This is a genomic window from Ignavibacteriota bacterium (assembly GCA_016708125.1).
Lineage (GTDB): Bacteria > Bacteroidota > Ignavibacteria > Ignavibacteriales > Melioribacteraceae.
On record JADJGF010000001.1, the window covers coordinates 3,532,585 to 3,551,832 of the forward strand.

A 19,248-nucleotide genomic window follows, 5' to 3' on the forward strand; every position below is an offset into this window, starting at 1 on the left:
CGCAGTAATATGAGAGGTAGGAAAAAGAAATATATAAATCATAAGAAAGTCGAGGAATACATACGGATAGGGCTTTCAGGCAGAGAAATAGCAAAATTAACTGATGTAAGTGAGTTCACAATTAGGAAGATATTTCACGCACTTTTACAAAAAAGGGAGCATGAAAATATTTTAGCACTAAATGAGAAAAAAAAGAAATTATTGGATAAGCAATTTGAAAGAGCGATGGAAGGAAGTGATATTATGTTAATCTGGTTGGGTAAGAATTGGCTTAAGCAGAGTGATAAAATTGAAGAGAATGTAAGACAGAAATTAGAAATAACTAAAAAAGAAATCAAATAAAACAGAAGACAGAATTCAGAAGACAGAATGAAAGAATTGAAAAAAAATGTAATTCATAGTCATTCAGTGGTGATTCAGTAGTAAAGAGAAACGTTGAAACGTGAAAAAGAAATTGAATAATTAAAAATTAGGAATTATGAATTAAGAAGACAATAGGCAGAAAATAATTAAGAATTAAGAATTAAGAATGAAAAAATTAAAAAAATTATGAATTATGAATTAAAAAAGTAAAAGAAATTTTGAATGAAGAATTAAGAATGAAAAAAAGAAAAAGTAATTCGTAGTTATTCAGTGGTGATTCGATGGAGAAGAGAAAAGTTAAAAGTAAAAAGTAAAAAACAAAATCAGAATTAAGAAAATAAAAGAAACAGAATTTGAAGGCGTTAATAATATATCATACTAATGCACTTGAACCGGCTCATTCGCAAGCAGTGAAAACAGCGTTTATTGCTGGCGGTGGAATTGATGCAGATATTTATTTAATAACAAATTTTAATCAAGCGGTTTTAGATTATGAAAGAGATAATAATTATGATGCAATAATTTACAGTTATGAAGGATTAGCAAATTATTTACAGTTGGCGATAAATAATCCAGACATAATGATATTCATGCCGACTCATTCAATTTATGCAGAACAAATACAGCAGTTAGTCGTAACCGAAAGTTTACAAGATTTACAAGGCGGTGAATATGAATTTAAAGAAACAACGCAAAACAAGGATTCATTTAGTAATGGTTATATCTGCGGACAGTTATTTAAAATAGCAGAATTAAGAAATTGTAGTTTACAAGATGCAAGGTTTTTGGCGAATAAAACGAAAGATGTTGATGGCGGAATAAATATTACTTCCGCAACAAATTACCAAACAGAAATTTTTATTGATGAGCCAAAAGAAATAGAAATTGAATATTTACAAGACTACCAAGTAAAAGTAAAATGTGATTTGGTTAGAGATGCAATTGAATATGAATATCAAATATTAAAAGAAAACAATTACATAGGTGAAAGAGAAAGAATAATTGAATTTACTGATTCTGAAGAAAGATTTATAAAATATAGAGCAATTAGGGGAAGCAATATTTCAAATTGGAGTGAATTATTTAAAATATATCCATTAGAAGAAAGGAGAAAAAAAATGGTAAAAGTATCAATGTTTAGACAGGTTGGCGTTAGAAGAAAAGAATTTATAGAAGATGTACCAACTGAAGAAGGGCAAATTTATGTGAGCAAAATTGAAAATGGTGTAATGCAAATGGTTAAAAAGAAAGCAGTAAAAAGATATACTGCACAAATAGGAGTTGCAGAAGGAATTGACGATATAATATTATTTGAAAATGATTTGGGTACAGTAACGGTAAGTTGGAATAATACATATAAAAGAGTTGAAATAGCAAATACCAATATTTTATTTAATGGTGTACTTGCTTTTACAGAAGATGATTATGATTATAAATTCCAAATAGGTAGGGGTAATCAAATGATAGCAATTTCTGCTAAGGATATTAATAATGTTGTTTTAGATGAATTTTTAGTAACGGTACATATTGAAGTATTTAAATAATACAATGAGAACGGAAAGACGTTGAAAACAGAAAAAAAAGATTAAGATTAAGAATGCAGAAGTCAGTCCGTTAGCTAACGGAACAGAAATCAGAAAGAGAAAAAATAAAAAGCTGACTGTTGCGGAATGTTCAGCATTCCAAAAAATACAATTATAAGTACATAAAGATTATTTTGGTATGCTATGAAGCGCTTGCCTACTGCAAGCAGGTTTGTAAATCAGCAATAAAAATAAAAATGAATGAAGAAGAAAGTATTAGTCAGATTGAAATTAATTACCATAAGAATCAACTCAAGATATTTTTTGAATCGAAGAAAAGGTATAAGGTAATTACAAAAGGGAGAAGGTTCGGGCTTACTAAAGGTATGGCGAATTTTCTTATTGAAAAAATGTTTGATGAAACGCTCAAATGTTTGTGGGTTGATACGACTTACTCAAATATTCAGAGATATGTAGAAAGATATATTATTCCGATATTAAAAAATGTACCAAAGCAATATTGGAAGTGGAGAAAGAAAGAATCCATTTTAGAAATTTGCGAATCGTACTGCGATTTCAGATCAGCAGATAGACCGGAAAATATTGAAGGTTTTGGATATAATTTAATAATCCTAAACGAAGCCGGAATTATATTAAAAAACAGAAAATTATGGATTGAATCTATTCGTCCTATGGTAATGGATTATAAAGCCGATGTAATAATCGGCGGTACTCCAAAAGGTAAGAAGCATAAAGGTGAGCCGCATTTGTTCTTTGAACTTTCGGAATTATGCAAAATTGAAAAAGATTGGGAATTATTCCAATTCTCGACTTATGATAATCCGCTTATTGATGTCGATGAAATTAAGCAGCTGGAAAGGGAAATTGCTTCATCAATTAGGGACCAAGAAATTTACGGAAAGTTTATTGATGTAACAGAAAATGCAATCATTAAAAAAGAATGGTGGCAATATTTCCGAAATGAAAGTTATAAATCTGAAAACATCACCGGAATTTATCAAAGCTGGGACACAGCTTTTAAGAAAAATGAGGAGAATGATTTTTCCGTTTGCAGTACTTGGGCTGTTACAAAAAATAAAATATTCTTAATTGATGTTTACAGAGAGCGATTAACATTCCCGGAATTAAAAAGAATTGCCGTACAACTTTTTATGAAATATGAGCCGAAGGAAATTTTAATTGAAGATAAAGCAAGCGGAACGAGTTTAATTCAAGAATTAAAAAGTGAATCATTACTTCCAATAAAAGAGATAAAGGTCGATGGTGATAAAATTGCACGCGCCAACGCTGTTACTCCGCTTATAGAAATTGGGAAAATATTTATTGATGAAAATGCGAAATGGAAAAAAGATTTTATTGATGAATGCGAAGAATTTCCGAACGGACAGTTTGACGATCAAGTAGATTCCATAACTCAATTTTTGAATTACATAAAGAATAAACAAAAAGAGAATGCTGATATTACTGCAAGAATAATTAAGTATAAAAAGCCGAAGAGGAATTTTAGGAATGTGAGAGGATGAGGAAGACAATTAAAAATTAAAAATGAAAAATTAAAAATTAGAAAGCGGAACTCAGAAGTAAGGAGAAAAAGGCAAGGAAATTACAAGATTGCATGATTGTATGAATAAATTAAGAATTATGAATTAGGAATGAAAAAATAGAAGACAGAATTCTGAATGCAGAAGGCAGAAAAATAAAAAAAGAGTAAGATTAAGAAAAAGAAAAAAGGAACGGAAAGATTGCTTTGAAAAGCACTCGCAATGACAACAGAAAAGAAAAAATTAAAAAAAGATTAAGAGTAAGAATAAGACCAGCTTGCAGCTGGCAAGTTAAGAGCAAAAAGAAAAAATTAAAAAAATAATGTCATTAGTAGTCAAAAATTGTCATTAAAAAAAAAGAAAGAAAAAATAAAGAGTAAGATCAAGATTAAGAATAAGATTAAGAAAAAAAAGAAAAAAGGATAATAAAAGAAATTGCCGAAGATAATTATTAAAAAGGATTTTGCGACTGCTGAAAAAGTGGAATGGTGGAAAAAGTTACAGTATTCGATTCCAGATCCCGATAAAATTTTGCAAGATAATGGTTTTGATTATTCGATTTACAGAAATTTATTGAGTGATCCGCATTTATGGAGCACGATTCAGCAGAGAAAGGCGCAAGTTAATCAAATGGGCTGGACTTTAGTTAATGATGAAAATGAAGAATTATCAAATGAAATTGTTGAAGTATTAGAAAGAATTCAAATCAATAAAGCAATTGATCAGATTTTAGATTGCACCTTGTTTGGTTTTGATGTCGAAGAAATTAGATATGATGTTATTAACAATAAAATTACACCCATTGAATTAAATCAGAAGCCGGTCGAGTGGTTTATTTACTCAAATGAAAATGAATTGAAGTTAAGAAAAATAACCGGAGGAAGTTACGTTTTTGAAGAAGGTTTATCATTGCCGGAATACAAATTTATTTTATCTCAGCATAAAGCAACGTATCAAAATCCTTACGGTGAGAAATTACTTTCCAAAGTTTACTGGCCGATTACTTTTAAAAAAGCAGCAACAGATAATTGGGAAAAACTATTAAACGAACACGGCGTACCATATATAGTTGCAAGGCATCCAAGTAATGCAACGGAAACACAAAAAACAATTATTGAGCAAAGTTTAACGGATTTATTAAATGATCATGTTGGAATGTTAAGCGAAGAAATAGGATTGGAATTTAAGGAAAGTCAGAAATACAATGCCGGAGATTTGTTTAAGAATATGATAGAGACTTTGAACATAGAAATATCCAAAGCAATATTAACGGTAACATTAACAACAGAAATAGGAAGTACCGGAAGTTATAAAGCGGCTCAAATTCATAGAGATATGCTTGAAATGATTGGACTTCAAGATAAGAAAATTGTTGAACGAGCAATAAATAAGTTGATAGAGTTTTATGTAATTCTCAATTATGGAACTAAAATAAAATATCCCAAAATAGTACTCGAGAAAAAAGAAGGAATTGTTGATGCGACAGTAGAAAGGGATAAAACATTAAAAGAAATGGGAGTGAAGTTTAACAAAGATTATTTTGTAAGGAGATATAACCTTCAAGAAACTGATTTTGAAATTGAAAATACCGGAGAAAAATAATGAGTCTTGCTGAATTGATTTCGGGAATTGGAACAATTGGAGTTTTGATAATAGCATACTTCTTAAAAAAAACAATTAAGGATTTTGAAAAAAGATTTGAAAAGATTGAAGAAAAACAAAATAAGCAAGAGGAAAAAATAAATAAACTAAAACTGAATGAAATAATAAATTATAACAAACTTGAAATAATAATTTTGAACATGGAGAAATCCATATCAAAGTTGATTGAGGACAAATTTGAAAAGTTTAATAAAATTTTAGTTACAAAAGAACATTGTGACAATATTCATCATCAATAAAAAGGGAGATAATAAAAAATGCAACAAATATTAAAAAACATTATTGCAATTATTGGATTGGCAAAGTTATTGAATTATGTTTGGGAAATTGCCTTTGATGAGTTAAACAAGCTTGCAACGGACAGCGAAGCGGCATGGGATGATAAGGCGGTAAAGGTTTTGGATGAGATTGTGAAGGGAGTGATAAAAAGTTTGGAAGTGAAAAGTTAAAAAGATTACAAGATGGCAAGATTACAAGATGGCAAGATTACAAGATGGCAAGATGGCAAGATTACAAAGAGAATTCAGAATCCAGTAACCAGAAGGCAGAAAAAAAATTAAGAATTAAGAATGAAAAACAAAATGAAATTTTGAATTATGAGTTAAAAGGAAAAAAATATAAAAAATTATAGTGGAGCAAAGGGTTTAGCCGGATATGAAAAGTCCGGCTTTTTTTTGCGTGAAATAAAAATACATAATTTTATAGAAAAAAATATTTTTATAAATAAATTGTAATAAATTCATTATTTTTAAGAGGGGGTCAAATCAATTATTTAATTAATTGAGTGGTGAAATGCGACTCCTATACATACCAAGACTTGTAAACCAAATTAAAAAAAACTCACCGACATATCTTTTACAAAGATTAACACTCGTATTTAGACAAATAAATGTTTTCACAACAGGATTAAAAAATAATTCAAATATTTTATCCTTAATCAGAAAAGATATTCCATTATTAATCTTTTATTTGAAAAATCTTATTAAAAATAAATTAGTAGAAATGAAAATAGTTATTTAATGGTGAGAAATAAAAGAACAAACAAATACTACTCATAGTACGTAGTAGGTTTAGAGAATTAAATTTTAAAAGAATAAAACTAAATTGAAAAAAATTACGTGTGAGTAAGGATGCGAAGCTGTAGGAAAAGATTAAAAAGAGAAATAAATGATTAGTCGTTAAAAATTGAAAAGGCAGAAAAGATTTTTGTAAAAAAGTTTTCTGTTAGCAGAAAAATTAATTAACGGCGCTTGGCGCCTAAGTATATATGTTATACGGCTGAGAAAATATGAAATCTGTAAAACCAGAAGAATTATTCAAACATAGAGTATTTTTTACAGAATTTGATAGAATCACACATTCAGATTTATTTATGAATTCAGATTCCAAATTAATCCAGATTATTCAGATTGAAAGAAAACTGAAACTATACATTTTAACAAAAGCGCATATTGTCATTGCCACTTCCCAACTTTTAGAATCACCAATCGCCCATGAAATAATATTTAATAATCCAAACTTATTAAAGTCTGAAACGATTATTCCTTCATTAAGAGTAGAGTATAAAGATGCGAGTGATTTTTTAGTTTGGAAACGTGAAGAAGCTGCTTCTAACAAAAACAATACGTATCATTTTAGCCAAACTGAAGAAATTGCAAAAATTATAGATACCCAAGGTAAGGCAGTTAGGTGGGCTCTGGATGATATGAGTATATGGTTTAAAGAAAGACTTGTTGGTGATTTGAGAAATGAAAAAAGTTTAGTTAGAAGTAGTATGAGAGAAAAGGGATTGTTGTATGATGAACATTTAACAAATGAATTATCTCTGATTGAAGGTCTTTCAAGAGGAAAAGTAATTGATGTATTGAAAAAAACAAAAAATAATGAATATATCGATTTTATGAGTTATTACTCTGACTTTATTTATTATTTAAGTGGCGCAAGGACAACTGATTCCGAGGGTGTTCTGCCCCAAGAAAATCTCATTGATTTTTCATTATCTGAATTATTGGGGCGAAAAACTAAATTATCCGATAATGAAATATTCTTTAAAATATTCTTGGATATTGTAAAAGCTAAAACATCAACAATATTTCCAATTGATTTTTTAGATGCTATTTCTATTAGCGATGCCATAGAATTACGTCAAATAGCTTTATCAAAGAACTTCATTGATAAATACAATGAGATCCAATTAAAAACTAAGAAAGCCTTATTAATAAGTGATCCAGAAAAACTGGTTTTACTTTTAAACGAATTAGATGAGTTTGAAGAATCTTTATTTATTGAATTTTCTCAAGCTTTGGATCATGAGTTGCCGACAAGACTTAAAGAGAAAAAACAAAGAGCTACGGGAAATATACTTCATTCAATCGCTTCTATATTCTTGCCGTTTTATAGTCCAGAATCTTATAAAGATATAACAATTTCTGGATTACGCTTGCTTGGAAAAGAGAAAGCTGCGAAAAAAGTTGACGAAAAAATCCGCCAAGGAATGTTTGCATGTGAAAAACTATTAGAGAATACTTCGATTCTTGAAAAGCAAATTTTTCTGGACTTTGTAGATGAAATGAAAAAGAAATATTCTAGTAAAATGTTTGATTAAAGATGTATATCATGTTCTTCAAACCAACCACTTTAAACATAGCGGCATTTGTATTGTTATAATGCTTAGTTGCAAATGTTTGTTGCTTTTTGAGTGTAGTTAACAAAATGAATTAATAAATAATTATTGTCATTTGTTTTCAAAGCTGCGATGCTGTGTTGAGCGGCGGCTTAAAAACAATGCCGTTAGCTTGCACATAATAGTGAATAAATTATGGATGAATATTTTGCTTATCGGATATTTTTGGTTGATGCATCTCAAGTAGAATTGTTTACTGACTCTATTCCGAAAAGTCAAAGAATATTTGAATTGATTAGTCGAATTCAACAACAAGGGAAAGTAGAATACATTGATAACAATATTCGATACCTTTTTTGTTTTGTTAAAAATTATTCAGACAAATATTTCATTCTTCAATTTGCTAAAGAAGAAACATATACAAAATTAGCCGAGGGAGAAAAAATAATTGAGACTATCGAGGATAAAAGATATCCATTCATTTATCTTTTTATCGATATTACTCGTCAAATTATTTTAATTGAACATAAATCGACTATGTTCAGAGATATTGATATTCCTAAAGCGAAGATTGAAAAATTCTTTTCTAACCGTTTCCGGACATTCGGTTTAGTTACAAAAATTCAAGAAATATCTAGCGAAATTACTTTTTGGGAACAATTACAACATTATGATGAAATATTTTCATTTGATATAATGCTTACAGGTCCAAATTTGTTCGGTGCACGTTATAGAGCGAGCGAATTAGCAAAAGATATCCACGATAATTACAATGCATCAGAATTCAATATAAAATTGAAAAACACTCTTGGAAAGCTGAAACTTCTAAAAGAAAATATTTCAGACTATATAAAATTAGCAGCTGCTGGTGCTGGAAAGTTTGTTGCTGAGGTTGCAAAGAAAGGTATTAAAGAGAAGATTGGTAGTTTTTCCTATATTTTAAAGAAACACTATGATCGAGATGTTGATAAAATATCTGAAGAGCAATTAAATAATGATTTTGAAGATTTAGATAAACATAATGATGAAAAAAAATAAATTATCACCTGTGTATATCATATTATTATTTATATGGCTATTCTTTATCTCTTGTGCATTGGTTAAGCATACTAATATTAACATAAAATCCATTTCTGATAATTCTTTTTTATTCACTTACTTGGGAATATTTCTTGGTTTTGCATTAACAATATTTACTTTCATTGTTTCTATGGTAGATAAAATAAAAGATGCTATTGAAAAGGACGAATCGAAAACAAAAGAACAAAAAAACATTGCACAAATAAATATCCTCTCTTTTTATTCTGAAATCAAAGACGATATATTTTTAATATTCTATTTCTTTATAATTGTAACAGCTTTGTCTTTGTTTGAAAATGTCGACATTCCATTTATAAATACTTCCAATTTCTTTTTATCAAAAATCCAATTAATCGTTGCAATAAAATTAGAGTTATTCATTCTTAGTTTATATGCAATATATGATTTGACTTCCAGTGCTTTTAAAATATCTGAAGCAACTGGAATATTTAAGAAAGATAAAAAGGCTAGCTAAACAGCCAATCAAGAGGACGACGTATTCGCATTCGACATTTTAGAAATTTTAGAGTTAGTCGTTACGTTCTGGCAAACTTGATAAAGGATGTTCTATTAAACAATATTGTTGCAACCTGCGCTTACAAGGAAAGTTAAGCACAGTTTGTTAAATCATCGACAATTGTTATTAAGTGGCATTGCTGTTTTTGACAACAGGTTATCCGTTGCCTTTGGATAGCAGTGCGTTGCCGTTATATGTTAAATAAGTGTCAAATTAAGTTAAGAAATGTAATTTGAGTAAAAGGATATTTATGAAAATTAAAGATAATAAAGATGATCTTTGGGGAAGCTATCTCACGGGATTATTGTATTCGGGAATTCTGGCAATTATTTTACTTCTGATTTGTTTTGCGGTTGATGAGAGTTTATTTGATAGCTATATTACCTTACTAGTATTAGGTATAGTATGTTTGGTATTTTTTCTTAGTGGTTTTAAAAAAATTGAGGAAAACAACATCGGGTTTGTGTGTTTTTTAGGTAAAAGAGATTTTGATCAATATTATGGAGAAGGTAAATGGTGGATTTTCCCATTTGCATCATTTAAACAGAAACCAGATATTGAAACACTAAATTATACTGAAGATATTAAAGAAGAAGTTATTTCAAAAGATGATATTCTTTTAAATCTCCAGGTTTCATATACATGGCAACTCAAAGATGCTAAATTACATGATAAAAAAGCGCAAGCTAATTCAGTAAGCAAAAAACTTGCTTTTGAACTAATTAAATTTATTAAAAGCAATAAAGCAATTGAACTATTAAGTGATATAGAAATTTCAGAAAAAGTAATGAGCAACTTTCTTAAACTTGAAGGGAATAAAATTGGTATAGAAATAATAGGTGTATTTCCAATAATAAATCATCATGAGCAATTTAAACCTGTTGCTTTAGAATATGAAAGAAAATACAAAGAATTAAAATATCAACTTAAACAACTAAAATTAATAAAAAAAGATATGAAGATTTATCAAAACCAAGTACTTGAATGTATCAGGGTGCTAGGTTTTTCAAATGAGGAAGCCTTGAACTTTATTAAAGTTTATAAAAATGATGTTATCCTAAATGAACACAGTTACAATTTCAATATTGGAGAACTAACTAAAGCTTTAGATGCTTTAATAAATATTCTTAAGAGATAAAAATGAAAAATAAATATATTTTTTTACTTATTGTTTTTATACTTTTATTTGGTTTGTTATTCATTATTTATAAGACACGATCCGACAACGAAAAATATCGAATAGAAGAAACACGTATTAACGCACATAATCAATATGTTAGGGATAGCATTCAAAAGTTTGAAGACAATCTAGCAACTCAAAAGAGATTAGAAACTGAAATAAATAAAAGTAAAATTAGACAGCAAATTGAAAGCGAGAAGTTCCTATCTAACATTAATTCTTCAATTACAAACTCTAATAGCAACACTGATGTATGTGTAACTATTATTGATGAGGATGGAAATATTTCATCTTCAGTTTCAAGTGCAATTGCTAACATATATATGCAGAAAGGGAAAAAAAGCAATCCTGGATTATTGAGAAATTCATTTATTAAAAAAAAAGAGTTTCAAGAATTGTATGAAGGGGGCTCGGCTATAATTTCACGATTAGAATTAATAAAACATACGGATTATTTGGCACTTGGTAAAATTAATTATTCAATGCGGAAAGGGGAATTAGTTGGAGGAACAATAATTTGTAATGCTTCTATTGATATAAGAATAATATCGGCAATAGATAAAACTCTGTTAGAAAGTTTCTCCTTTTCAGTTAATGGGAATGGAGTAACAGAATCCCAAGCAAAAGAATATGCAATTCAAAAGTTGATAGATGTTTATTATAGTGAACATTCAGCGATATAAGAGGATTAAAATGAAAAAATACATACAATTATTTTGTCTTTTATTTGTTACAACAATTGCATATTCACAGACCGCATTTGATAAATCTGTGAGTGAAGCTACTTCTGATCTTGCAAACAAGTTAATCCAAAAGAATAAAAAGAAGGCAGTAGTTTTATATATTACAGATTTAAGTAAATTGCAAACAGTAGCGGGGAAATATATTGCCGATGTAGTTTCATATAACCTCGTTAATAATACAGGTAGTTTTGAAGTTTTTGATAGAGAAAATCTATCTGGAATAACAGAAGCAAAAAAGTTAATTGCTGAAGGTTATATTGATGTTAATACAGCAAAGGAATTAGGGAAAATCTTGTCTGTTGAAGCAATTATCATTGGGAATTACACAGTATTAAGCAATACCATGAAACTTAATTTAAAAGCTTTGGATGCAAATAGTGGTTTTGTAATAGCTGCTACAATGAAAGACTTAATATTAGATTCTGATGCTGGATCCTTGTTGGGAATTAATATAGAAACTAATACAGGAAAAAATAATTCCAATCGCGGATTCAATGATCGTCCACTGAATTCAAATGAAGATTACAATAATCCGGAGACAGTGAATAAAGAATGTGAGATCAAAAATACTGGTGATTATTGTTTCACAAATAGTACTGTACTTAAAATTAGTTTGCAAATAAGTTCCACAGAATATCCATTTAAACATTTTAAAATGACATTGGAACCAGGTCAAACTCAATGTTTCTATGATTTAGTAGCACAGACGTACGAATACAATTACCACCAAGAAAATTATAATCCAGGTGCATTTTATAGGAAAAACGAAAAGGACAAAACAAGGAGCGGTCAAATATTAGTTGAAAAATGTAAATCAAAAACATTTATTATAAAATAAGGAATGCCTACAACATGTAAATCCCATGGATAGGCAACACGATCCCCATTGAATTGGGGCAAACTCGTTTGGGTTTTGGCAAATATAGAAATTTATTTAAGTTTTATAAAAATTCTTTACAAAAAAACTAACCGAATACAACTGCGTTAAAAATCCGTAAAAGACTTACCATTTTTTTAATCTAATTTATTTTTTAAATTTATCTTAAAGACTTTAAGAAAGGGAAAATTATGTGCGGGAGATTTGAAAATAGAATTCGAGAAGATTGGATGATGGAGAAGTTTGCAGAGTTTAATGTGAATGTGTTTTTTAGAACTGTTGATAAGCTGCGTAAAAAAGAAAATATTGCTCCCACTAATAAAATATTAACAATTATGAAGAATGAAGATGATTTATCCGGAGATGATAATAAATGGGGAATAAAGTTTTCTGATACTTCACCATTGATATTTAACTCGAGGATTGAAACAATAAGCGAAAAGCAATTTTGGAAAATGTTGTTTGACAGAAACAGATGCATTGTTCCTATGAGTGCGTTTTATGAATGGAAGAAGGAAAAAACGAAGAAAGTACCGTATAGAATATTTTTGAAAAATGAGGCGATGTTTTTTGTTCCGGGACTTTACAATAAGGATAAGGAAGGGAATAAGTCGGTTTCTTTAATTACAACCGAACCGAATAATTTTATGAAAGAAATACACAATAGAATGCCGGTAATTTTGAATATGAAAGATGCAGTTGAATTTTTAAGCGGAGATGTAGGAAGCAATTTTGAAAAATGTGTTCCATACAAAGATGAAAAAAATATGAAAATGGAAGCTGCGGAGATTTAAATCATCCATAATTCTTATCCACTAATTTCATGGTATCTCTTAAAACACCGAGTGATCTTTGACTTAGCAAGTCAATTTTAACCAATCCCATATCTTCAATTGGATACATATCAGGCTGAGTAATAATTAAACCAACTCCTTTATTAGCTGCATATTCTAATGCTACATAATTTGTTATTGGTTCTTCTGTTATTAGTATTCCACCGGGATGAATACTTGCATGTCTTGGAATTCCGCCAAGTTTTGAAGCTATGTTTACAACATTTGACCAAAATTTATCTTTGAGATTAAGATTTTTTGATTCCGGGAATTTCTCAGAAATAATCGGCAGATTTTCAGCACTTGTCCATGGAATAAATTTACTGAATTTTGAGATATCCGTATCGCTAACACCAAAAACTTTGGCAGTATTTCGAAAAGCTGATTTTGCTCTAAAAGTTACATGAGTACTAATGAATGCAACTTTCTCATAGCTATATTTTTCATAAATATATTTAACCAATCCATCTCGTTCCTTCCATGAAAAATCCAGATCAACATCCGGGGGAGATTTTCTTCCTTTGTTTAAGAATCTTTCAAAGTAAAGGTTATATTGAATTGGATCCATCTGTGTAAATCCCAAGCAAAAAGCAACAAGACTATTTGCGGCAGAACCTCTTCCGATATTCATCATATTTCTTTTTCTTGCTTCATTCACAATATCCCAAACAACTAAAAAGTAATCACTATATCCCATTTCTTCTATTACTTCCAGCTCATACTGAAGCCTTGTAACAACTTTTTCGGTGATGGGCTGATATTTCTTAGCTAATCCATTAAAAGCAATTTTCCATAGAAATGAGTATGCAGTTTCACCTTTATCAAGCGGATATCTTGGGAATTTATACTTACCAATCTCGAGTTCTACATTACAGTTTTGCACTATGTACTTTATATTCCAGAGGGCTTCGGGTAACACTTTCCAATTCTTTTGAAAATCTTCATTTCTTATTAAAAAGAATTCTTCATCAGCTAAATCTTCATTATCCAAATTTTCTATTGTCTTATTCAATCTTATTGAAGTAAGAACTTTATGTAATAAAAAATCCTCTTGTATTAGAAAATAAGCCGGATGAGAAGCAATGATTTGTAAACCTTTACTTCGAGCAAAATCATACAACTTACGAGTTATAGGTTTGTGTTTTTCAGTAATAATAAGCTCAACAAAAAGATTCTTTTTAAGCTCATCAGTAAAATTTAGAGAGGTGAGTAACTCAATTGATGAAGAAATAAAGAATAAATTAGGGGAAGGTTTTTCAAATAAATCTTTTAGTTGAAAATCTTCTTTTAGGTTTCTGGTAGTTAATATTTTACATAATTCAGAATAACCGTTTCTATTCTTAGCAAGAATTATTGTATTTAACTTTTTGTTCTTTGGATCATCAAGAAAGGCTCCTAAAATCGGTTTGATATTTTCTTCCTTTGCTAATTTGGCTAATTGGATTAAACCACTCATTTTATTTGTATCAGTAAGACAAACATATTCGCTGCTTATCTGTTTAGCGTATTTTATTAAATCCGGTATTTCTATTGTTCCTTCGAGAAGAGAATATTTTGAATGTATGTGTAAACTCAGCATTTTGATATTTGGTATAAAAAATATATATTAGTGAACAAATGTACACTAATACCAAACATATTATCAAGACAAATCTTTTAGATCTTAAAAATTATTCATTACCAACATCTGCAAAAGATGTAAAACTTAGAATTTACGACAGAATCCCATCTAAAGTTGTAGATATCTATGATTTTGATATGATATTTCATGATCAAAAAACTATGGATTTGATACGTTCAGGAAGTACAATAGGATGTTTCTACATAGAAAGTCCGGGAATGAGATCATTATTAAAGAGGTTAAGCTGTGATACTTTTGAAATGTTAACTGCAGCTAGTTCAGTAATTAGGCCAGGAGTTGCGGAATCCGGTATGATGCAGGAATTTATAGACAGACACCATGATCCCTCAAGGAGAAAGTATTTAGTTCCGGAAATGGAAGAAGTTTTAGGTGAAACATATGGAGTTATGATTTATCAAGAAGACGTAATAAAAGTTGCACATAAAATTGCAGGATTATCTCTAGAGGAAGCAGATTTATTAAGAAGGGCAATGTCGGGAAAAATGAGATCTCATACAGCGATGGAAAGAATAAAGATTAATTTCTTTTCATCATGTAAATTAAAAGGTCATAGCGAGGAAGTATCAAACGAGTTATGGAGACAAATTGAATCATTTGCAGGTTACGCATTCTGTAAAGCACACAGCGGATCATTTGCTCTGCTCTCATATCAGGTAGCATATTTAAAATCTCATTATCCGGCGGAATTTATGGCAGGTGTTTTAAGCAATCGAGGAGGATATTATGCCCCGGCTGTTTACATACAGGAATGTAAAAGATTAGGTTTAAAGGTCAACTTGCCTTCGGTCAACAAAAGTGAATATGAGTACACAGGAAAGGGAAAGGAGATTCAGATTGGACTAATGGCAATCGGTGACTTATCAAATAAAACGATGTTAAAGATAATTACAGAAAGAACTAAAAACGGAAACTTTGAATCGTTATTAGATTTTTTCATAAGAACAAAAATAGGATATTCCGAATGCGAAATACTTATAATATGTGGAGCATGTGACTGCTTTAATCAGACACGACCGACATTAAATCGCTTATTAGGTTTGTATAATTACAACAAGCAATTTCTGCATAATGACGAAGAATCACTATTTGGCTACGATCATTTTAATATTGAAGATCAAGTAACTACCAGCGAGCAATATTCCATTGAAAAAATTTGCAAGTACGAATATCAAACTTTTGGTTATATGGTAACACAGCATCCTTTGTATTTTTACAGAGATTTTACGAAACAAAAGAATATCGTGAAAGCAATTGATATGAAAAAATATAATAGCAAGAAAGTTGAAATGATAGGATGGTTTATGACTTCCAAAAGAATAAGAACCAAAAAAGGCGATATTATGAAATTCTTATCTCTTGAAGATGAAACCGGAACATTTGAAGCAGTGATATTTCCGAAGGTTTACAGTCAATGCGCAGAACAGACCATGTCAATGGGTCCATATCTTTTATTTGGCAGAGTTGATTATAATATGGGAAATAATCTTGTCGTTGAAAAGTTAACAGTACTTTCGAATAGAGAAATTTTATCAATGATACAGAAGGACTCAGTTGAGAATAATTATTTTGGCGATGTTGAACACTTCAGTAATGATGAAATTGATATTGTTAAAAGTCTTGATTTTGAAAAATATAAAACTGCTTATCTGTAGTGTTTGTATGTTGGCAAACAGAAGTAGCAAGTAGTTAGGAGTTAGTAGTCGGAAGGCGGGATTCAGAAAACAGAAAATAAGTAAAAATTAATAATTAAGAATAAAAAACAAGAGAAATTATGAATTGTGAATTAAAAAGATAGAAAAAAAATTAGGAATTAATAATTAAGAATGGAAAAATTGAAAGATTTCAAAATTGCATGATTACAAGATGGCAAAAGCAGAATACAGAATTTAGTAACTAGTAGTTAGAAAACAGAAAAGAAATTATGAATTAAAAGAGAAAAATTAAAAGATTTATATTGGTGCAAAGGAAATTAGCCGGACTTAGAATGTCCGGCTTTTTTTTTATCTAAAAGAAAAGTGTTAAGCCCATTCTAACGGGAGCCCCTTTTATTTCAAATCCATCGTCCTCTGATTCTCTTTCTGTTATAAAAGATGTTGTCGCAAATTCGGTTACAGTTGTTGTTTTGTATGAATAATTATTATCATTGATAAAATATTGCATCAATAAGCCTACCTCCACTGAGAGAGAAAAATCTTCCGAAAATTTATATTCAGCTCCAACAATTCCATTTATACCAAATCTCTGTGTATCATTCCTATTGATTATAGTCTCTCTATAGGTATGGTTTGTATAATTACGTTTATTGGTTTCATCTAATTTACTAAAATATACAAATGGACCAATACCAACCAAAAAATTAACGTTCTTTTTATTATATACAAGTTTATGATATTGAATTGATAGACCAAAACCAAGACTATGATTTTCTTTTGTGGTTAATGCCTCATTATGATCAGAATAATCGTATTCTTGGATTTCTGAACCAGAGCCATCTGAGTTATATGTATTAAATAAAAATCCAAATCTTAAACCATTATTTTTATCCCAAAAATACCGGTATGAAATAGTGTAACCATCAAAATTAATTAGTTGGAAATTACTGCCGATTTGAAATTGTAGTCCGTGGGGATTTTCTACGGTGCAGCTGTCTTGTGCATAGTTAGAAGAAACGATTATTGAAAAAATAATTAAATAAAGAAATGGTTTCATGTCAACTCCATATTTATGAAAGATAAGCCAAGAGGATTAATTTTCAATTTTCGAGGTATGTACAGAAAATTTCACGTAAGATTGTGGTTTTGGGTTTCTTGAATTTGTCCGATAATTCTTTTACAGCATTATATGATTCTAAATCAAATTTTAGCTGAGCTTTATACGTTTGAATTCTGACAAAATTATCATACTTGAATTTATAAATTGGTTTATTAATCTTTTTAATTGATGTATTAATAACCTTGCTATGAAATACTTCTTTTAATAATCCAGTAAAGCCTAATGCTTTTTTGTATTTATCATATTCATTTGAATAAACTATAAGTGAGATCGATTTAGTTTTAATTATTTTAGACATGATTATATATTTAATTTATTATTATAAATTTATAAATAAATATTTATTTGTATATAATAATATAATTCAAATTATAAAAATAATTACATTATTTGACAGAAGATATGCAGAAGTGAATTCTGGAAAGTACATACAGATTAAGTTGACAAGACAGTAAGTCCCAAAGTAATAATGTCTAAAAATTTGCATTGGAATATTATTATAAAAATATTAATATTGGTTTAAATGTTATAAAATTAAGATATTCAGAGAAGGGGGAGTTCTAATGATTTAATTTATTTAAAAGATTTATAGGAATAAAAATGGATAAGAAAATTACAAATCCAATTCTTACCTTTTTTGGAACATATTTTTTTGCATTTCTCTTTTACCTCATTTGGATATTAAAATATTTGAGGCATTTCAATTTTGAATACCAGAAGTATAATTCGAAGATTAAAAGTTTATTATTTCTTGTAGAAATGAATGTTGGATTTATTTCGATTTACACGATAATACTTTTATTTAATACATCTCAAAGTACAACTCAAGTAACAATTGTACTACCTTTCATTTATGTTTTGGCAAATCTGATTACTCTAATTATTGCTATAAAGTTTACAAATTTATTATTAACTGTTTACAGAGAAGAAGGATATTCAGTCAGATATTCAAATCTTTACACATTGTTGATTTCATTCGGAATATTTTTAATATGCCTAATACCATTTGTTGATTTGGAAAGTAAAATAATATTAGTAGCTGCTGGGAATACTTTTATTGCGGCTTTTGTAACTTTTTTGCAGTTAAAGATAAACAGATTGTTTAGTACGGAAGAGTATTTGTTTCAGATATAATAATTAGAGAATTCATGGATTCCCGTCCGTTAGTTAACGGATCACATGAATGACAAATTGAATATTTCTGAAGTCTTTGTTGCCAAATATATTTTAATTGGAAAAAAAATAATAATGTTTTTAGTTACTCGGATGGAACCCCCCTTTCAAACGGGTAATGAAATCTGGCGGATGGCTTTTAGCTGTTCGCTGGAGATTTAAGAATTTATTTTTTTATGTTGGCTAGGTAGGTGCATATCATTTCTCTTGTGATGAAAGGTTTTGCAACTTTATATTTTTCTGCGATTTTTGTTACTTCAGTGAAAACAGTTAATTCAACCTTTATAGAACTTTTATAAATCATAGATCTTTCAGAAAGGTTATACTTTAGAATATAATTTGGATTTTTCTTAAGTATAGACTTAAAATTATTTAATATATTATTGAATATTATTTGCCTTTGAATATGGTTGGCTCTTAAAAGATGTTGGGCTAGCTTTTGTTTTTCTTCTTTGTAAAGCATTGTAAGTAATGTTTTATATTCCATAGTTTGAGTTTAGAATGTTTATATTTTATTATATAAAAAATAATATTTAAATAAATAAAAAAACTGAAAAATTTGTAATAAAATTATTATTTTTGAGTGGGGGTCAAGTCAATTAAACAAAACAATTGAGTGGTGAAATGCGGCTCCTATACATACCAAGACTTGAAATAAAGAAAATAAGAACTTACCAATTTTTATACACACCAAAATC

General features: G+C 29.1%; 20 protein-coding genes. 16 read left to right on the forward strand and 4 right to left on the reverse strand.

Annotated elements, in window-relative coordinates:
* The first annotated feature begins 9 nt into the window (after positions 1–9).
* From IPH62_15290 to IPH62_15355, 14 genes are all read left to right on the forward strand, one after another.
* Positions 10–342, forward strand: a complete 333-nt coding sequence (locus IPH62_15290; protein ID MBK7106637.1) for a hypothetical protein — start codon at positions 10–12, stop codon at positions 340–342.
* A gap of 374 nt (positions 343–716) precedes the next feature.
* Positions 717–1,907 carry a hypothetical protein gene (locus IPH62_15295; GenBank protein MBK7106638.1) on the forward strand — a complete coding sequence of 397 codons (1,191 nt, stop codon included), beginning with the start codon at positions 717–719 and terminating at the stop codon, positions 1,905–1,907.
* A gap of 236 nt (positions 1,908–2,143) precedes the next feature.
* On the forward strand, positions 2,144–3,430 hold the full coding sequence (gene terL / locus IPH62_15300) for a phage terminase large subunit (protein MBK7106639.1): 1,287 nt from the start codon (positions 2,144–2,146) through the stop codon (positions 3,428–3,430).
* A gap of 453 nt (positions 3,431–3,883) precedes the next feature.
* Positions 3,884–5,050 carry a DUF935 family protein gene (locus tag IPH62_15305; GenBank protein ID MBK7106640.1) on the forward strand — a complete coding sequence of 389 codons (1,167 nt, stop codon included), beginning with the start codon at positions 3,884–3,886 and terminating at the stop codon, positions 5,048–5,050.
* The gene (locus tag IPH62_15310) at positions 5,050–5,349 is read left to right on the forward strand and encodes a hypothetical protein (protein MBK7106641.1); all 300 of its coding nucleotides are present in this window, start codon (positions 5,050–5,052) and stop codon (positions 5,347–5,349) included. The genes IPH62_15305 and IPH62_15310 overlap by 1 nt, the downstream gene beginning before the upstream one ends.
* 18 nt (positions 5,350–5,367) lie before the next feature.
* Positions 5,368–5,559: a hypothetical protein gene (locus tag IPH62_15315; protein ID MBK7106642.1), complete on the forward strand. Its 192-nt coding sequence runs from the start codon at positions 5,368–5,370 to the stop codon at positions 5,557–5,559.
* Between the two features lie 343 nt (positions 5,560–5,902).
* Positions 5,903–6,130, forward strand: coding sequence for a hypothetical protein (locus tag IPH62_15320; GenBank protein MBK7106643.1), 228 nt, complete (start codon positions 5,903–5,905; stop codon positions 6,128–6,130).
* 268 nt (positions 6,131–6,398) lie between these two features.
* Positions 6,399–7,715 carry a hypothetical protein gene (locus IPH62_15325; protein MBK7106644.1) on the forward strand — a complete coding sequence of 439 codons (1,317 nt, stop codon included), beginning with the start codon at positions 6,399–6,401 and terminating at the stop codon, positions 7,713–7,715.
* 213 nt (positions 7,716–7,928) lie between these two features.
* Complete coding sequence (locus IPH62_15330; GenBank protein ID MBK7106645.1) at positions 7,929–8,771, forward strand: hypothetical protein; 843 nt, start codon at positions 7,929–7,931, stop codon at positions 8,769–8,771.
* On the forward strand, positions 8,758–9,288 hold the full coding sequence (locus IPH62_15335; protein MBK7106646.1) for a hypothetical protein: 531 nt from the start codon (positions 8,758–8,760) through the stop codon (positions 9,286–9,288). Before IPH62_15330 ends, IPH62_15335 begins: the two co-directional genes overlap by 14 nt.
* A 292-nt stretch (positions 9,289–9,580) precedes the next feature.
* A complete protein-coding gene (locus IPH62_15340; protein ID MBK7106647.1) occupies positions 9,581–10,468 on the forward strand; it encodes a hypothetical protein in 888 nt (295 codons plus the stop codon).
* Between the two features lie 2 nt (positions 10,469–10,470).
* On the forward strand, positions 10,471–11,193 hold the full coding sequence (locus tag IPH62_15345) for a hypothetical protein (protein ID MBK7106648.1): 723 nt from the start codon (positions 10,471–10,473) through the stop codon (positions 11,191–11,193).
* Positions 11,194–11,203: 10 nt separating this feature from the next.
* The gene (locus IPH62_15350) at positions 11,204–12,091 is read left to right on the forward strand and encodes a hypothetical protein (GenBank protein MBK7106649.1); all 888 of its coding nucleotides are present in this window, start codon (positions 11,204–11,206) and stop codon (positions 12,089–12,091) included.
* Positions 12,092–12,321: 230 nt separating this feature from the next.
* The gene (locus IPH62_15355; protein MBK7106650.1) at positions 12,322–12,924 is read left to right on the forward strand and encodes an SOS response-associated peptidase; all 603 of its coding nucleotides are present in this window, start codon (positions 12,322–12,324) and stop codon (positions 12,922–12,924) included.
* A gap of 1 nt (position 12,925) precedes the next feature.
* Here IPH62_15355 and IPH62_15360 read toward each other — a convergent pair whose 3' ends face one another.
* The gene (locus IPH62_15360) at positions 12,926–14,542 is read right to left on the reverse strand and encodes a DNA polymerase III subunit alpha (GenBank protein MBK7106651.1); all 1,617 of its coding nucleotides are present in this window, start codon (positions 14,540–14,542) and stop codon (positions 12,926–12,928) included.
* A 38-nt stretch (positions 14,543–14,580) separates the two neighbouring features.
* On the opposite strand from IPH62_15360, the gene IPH62_15365 reads away from it, so the two are divergent.
* On the forward strand, positions 14,581–16,257 hold the full coding sequence (locus IPH62_15365) for a hypothetical protein (protein MBK7106652.1): 1,677 nt from the start codon (positions 14,581–14,583) through the stop codon (positions 16,255–16,257).
* A 352-nt stretch (positions 16,258–16,609) separates the two neighbouring features.
* On the opposite strand, the gene IPH62_15370 is transcribed toward IPH62_15365, so the two are convergent.
* A complete protein-coding gene (locus tag IPH62_15370; protein MBK7106653.1) occupies positions 16,610–17,314 on the reverse strand; it encodes an outer membrane beta-barrel protein in 705 nt (234 codons plus the stop codon).
* Positions 17,315–17,357: 43 nt separating this feature from the next.
* Positions 17,358–17,675 (reverse strand): hypothetical protein, encoded by a 318-nt coding sequence (locus IPH62_15375; GenBank protein MBK7106654.1) that lies wholly within the window; start codon positions 17,673–17,675, stop codon positions 17,358–17,360.
* Between the two features lie 302 nt (positions 17,676–17,977).
* Between IPH62_15375 and IPH62_15380 the strand changes: the two genes are divergently transcribed.
* Positions 17,978–18,511 carry a hypothetical protein gene (locus tag IPH62_15380; GenBank protein MBK7106655.1) on the forward strand — a complete coding sequence of 178 codons (534 nt, stop codon included), beginning with the start codon at positions 17,978–17,980 and terminating at the stop codon, positions 18,509–18,511.
* Between the two features lie 205 nt (positions 18,512–18,716).
* On the opposite strand, the gene IPH62_15385 is transcribed toward IPH62_15380, so the two are convergent.
* Entirely contained in the window at positions 18,717–19,037 is a 321-nt protein-coding gene (locus IPH62_15385) for a hypothetical protein (GenBank protein ID MBK7106656.1), read from the reverse strand.
* Between the last annotated feature and the right edge of the window lie 211 nt (positions 19,038–19,248).

Bases quoted from the DNA above. Each gene is read 5' to 3' on its own strand.
- IPH62_15290 (MBK7106637.1), top strand. From the start codon at position 10: ATGAGAGGTAGGAAAAAGAAATATATAAATCATAAGAAAGTCGAGGAA.
- terL (MBK7106639.1), top strand. From the start codon at position 2,144: ATGAATGAAGAAGAAAGTATTAGTCAGATTGAAATTAATTACCATAAG.
- IPH62_15310 (MBK7106641.1), top strand. From the start codon at position 5,050: ATGAGTCTTGCTGAATTGATTTCGGGAATTGGAACAATTGGAGTTTTG.
- IPH62_15315 (MBK7106642.1), top strand. From the start codon at position 5,368: ATGCAACAAATATTAAAAAACATTATTGCAATTATTGGATTGGCAAAG.
- IPH62_15320 (MBK7106643.1), top strand. From the start codon at position 5,903: ATGCGACTCCTATACATACCAAGACTTGTAAACCAAATTAAAAAAAAC.
- IPH62_15325 (MBK7106644.1), top strand. From the start codon at position 6,399: ATGAAATCTGTAAAACCAGAAGAATTATTCAAACATAGAGTATTTTTT.
- IPH62_15330 (MBK7106645.1), top strand. From the start codon at position 7,929: ATGGATGAATATTTTGCTTATCGGATATTTTTGGTTGATGCATCTCAA.
- IPH62_15335 (MBK7106646.1), top strand. From the start codon at position 8,758: ATGAAAAAAAATAAATTATCACCTGTGTATATCATATTATTATTTATA.
- IPH62_15340 (MBK7106647.1), top strand. From the start codon at position 9,581: ATGAAAATTAAAGATAATAAAGATGATCTTTGGGGAAGCTATCTCACG.
- IPH62_15345 (MBK7106648.1), top strand. From the start codon at position 10,471: ATGAAAAATAAATATATTTTTTTACTTATTGTTTTTATACTTTTATTT.
- IPH62_15350 (MBK7106649.1), top strand. From the start codon at position 11,204: ATGAAAAAATACATACAATTATTTTGTCTTTTATTTGTTACAACAATT.
- IPH62_15355 (MBK7106650.1), top strand. From the start codon at position 12,322: ATGTGCGGGAGATTTGAAAATAGAATTCGAGAAGATTGGATGATGGAG.
- IPH62_15360 (MBK7106651.1), bottom strand. From the start codon at position 14,542: ATGCTGAGTTTACACATACATTCAAAATATTCTCTTCTCGAAGGAACA.
- IPH62_15365 (MBK7106652.1), top strand. From the start codon at position 14,581: ATGTACACTAATACCAAACATATTATCAAGACAAATCTTTTAGATCTT.
- IPH62_15370 (MBK7106653.1), bottom strand. From the start codon at position 17,314: ATGAAACCATTTCTTTATTTAATTATTTTTTCAATAATCGTTTCTTCT.
- IPH62_15375 (MBK7106654.1), bottom strand. From the start codon at position 17,675: ATGTCTAAAATAATTAAAACTAAATCGATCTCACTTATAGTTTATTCA.
- IPH62_15380 (MBK7106655.1), top strand. From the start codon at position 17,978: ATGGATAAGAAAATTACAAATCCAATTCTTACCTTTTTTGGAACATAT.
- IPH62_15385 (MBK7106656.1), bottom strand. From the start codon at position 19,037: ATGGAATATAAAACATTACTTACAATGCTTTACAAAGAAGAAAAACAA.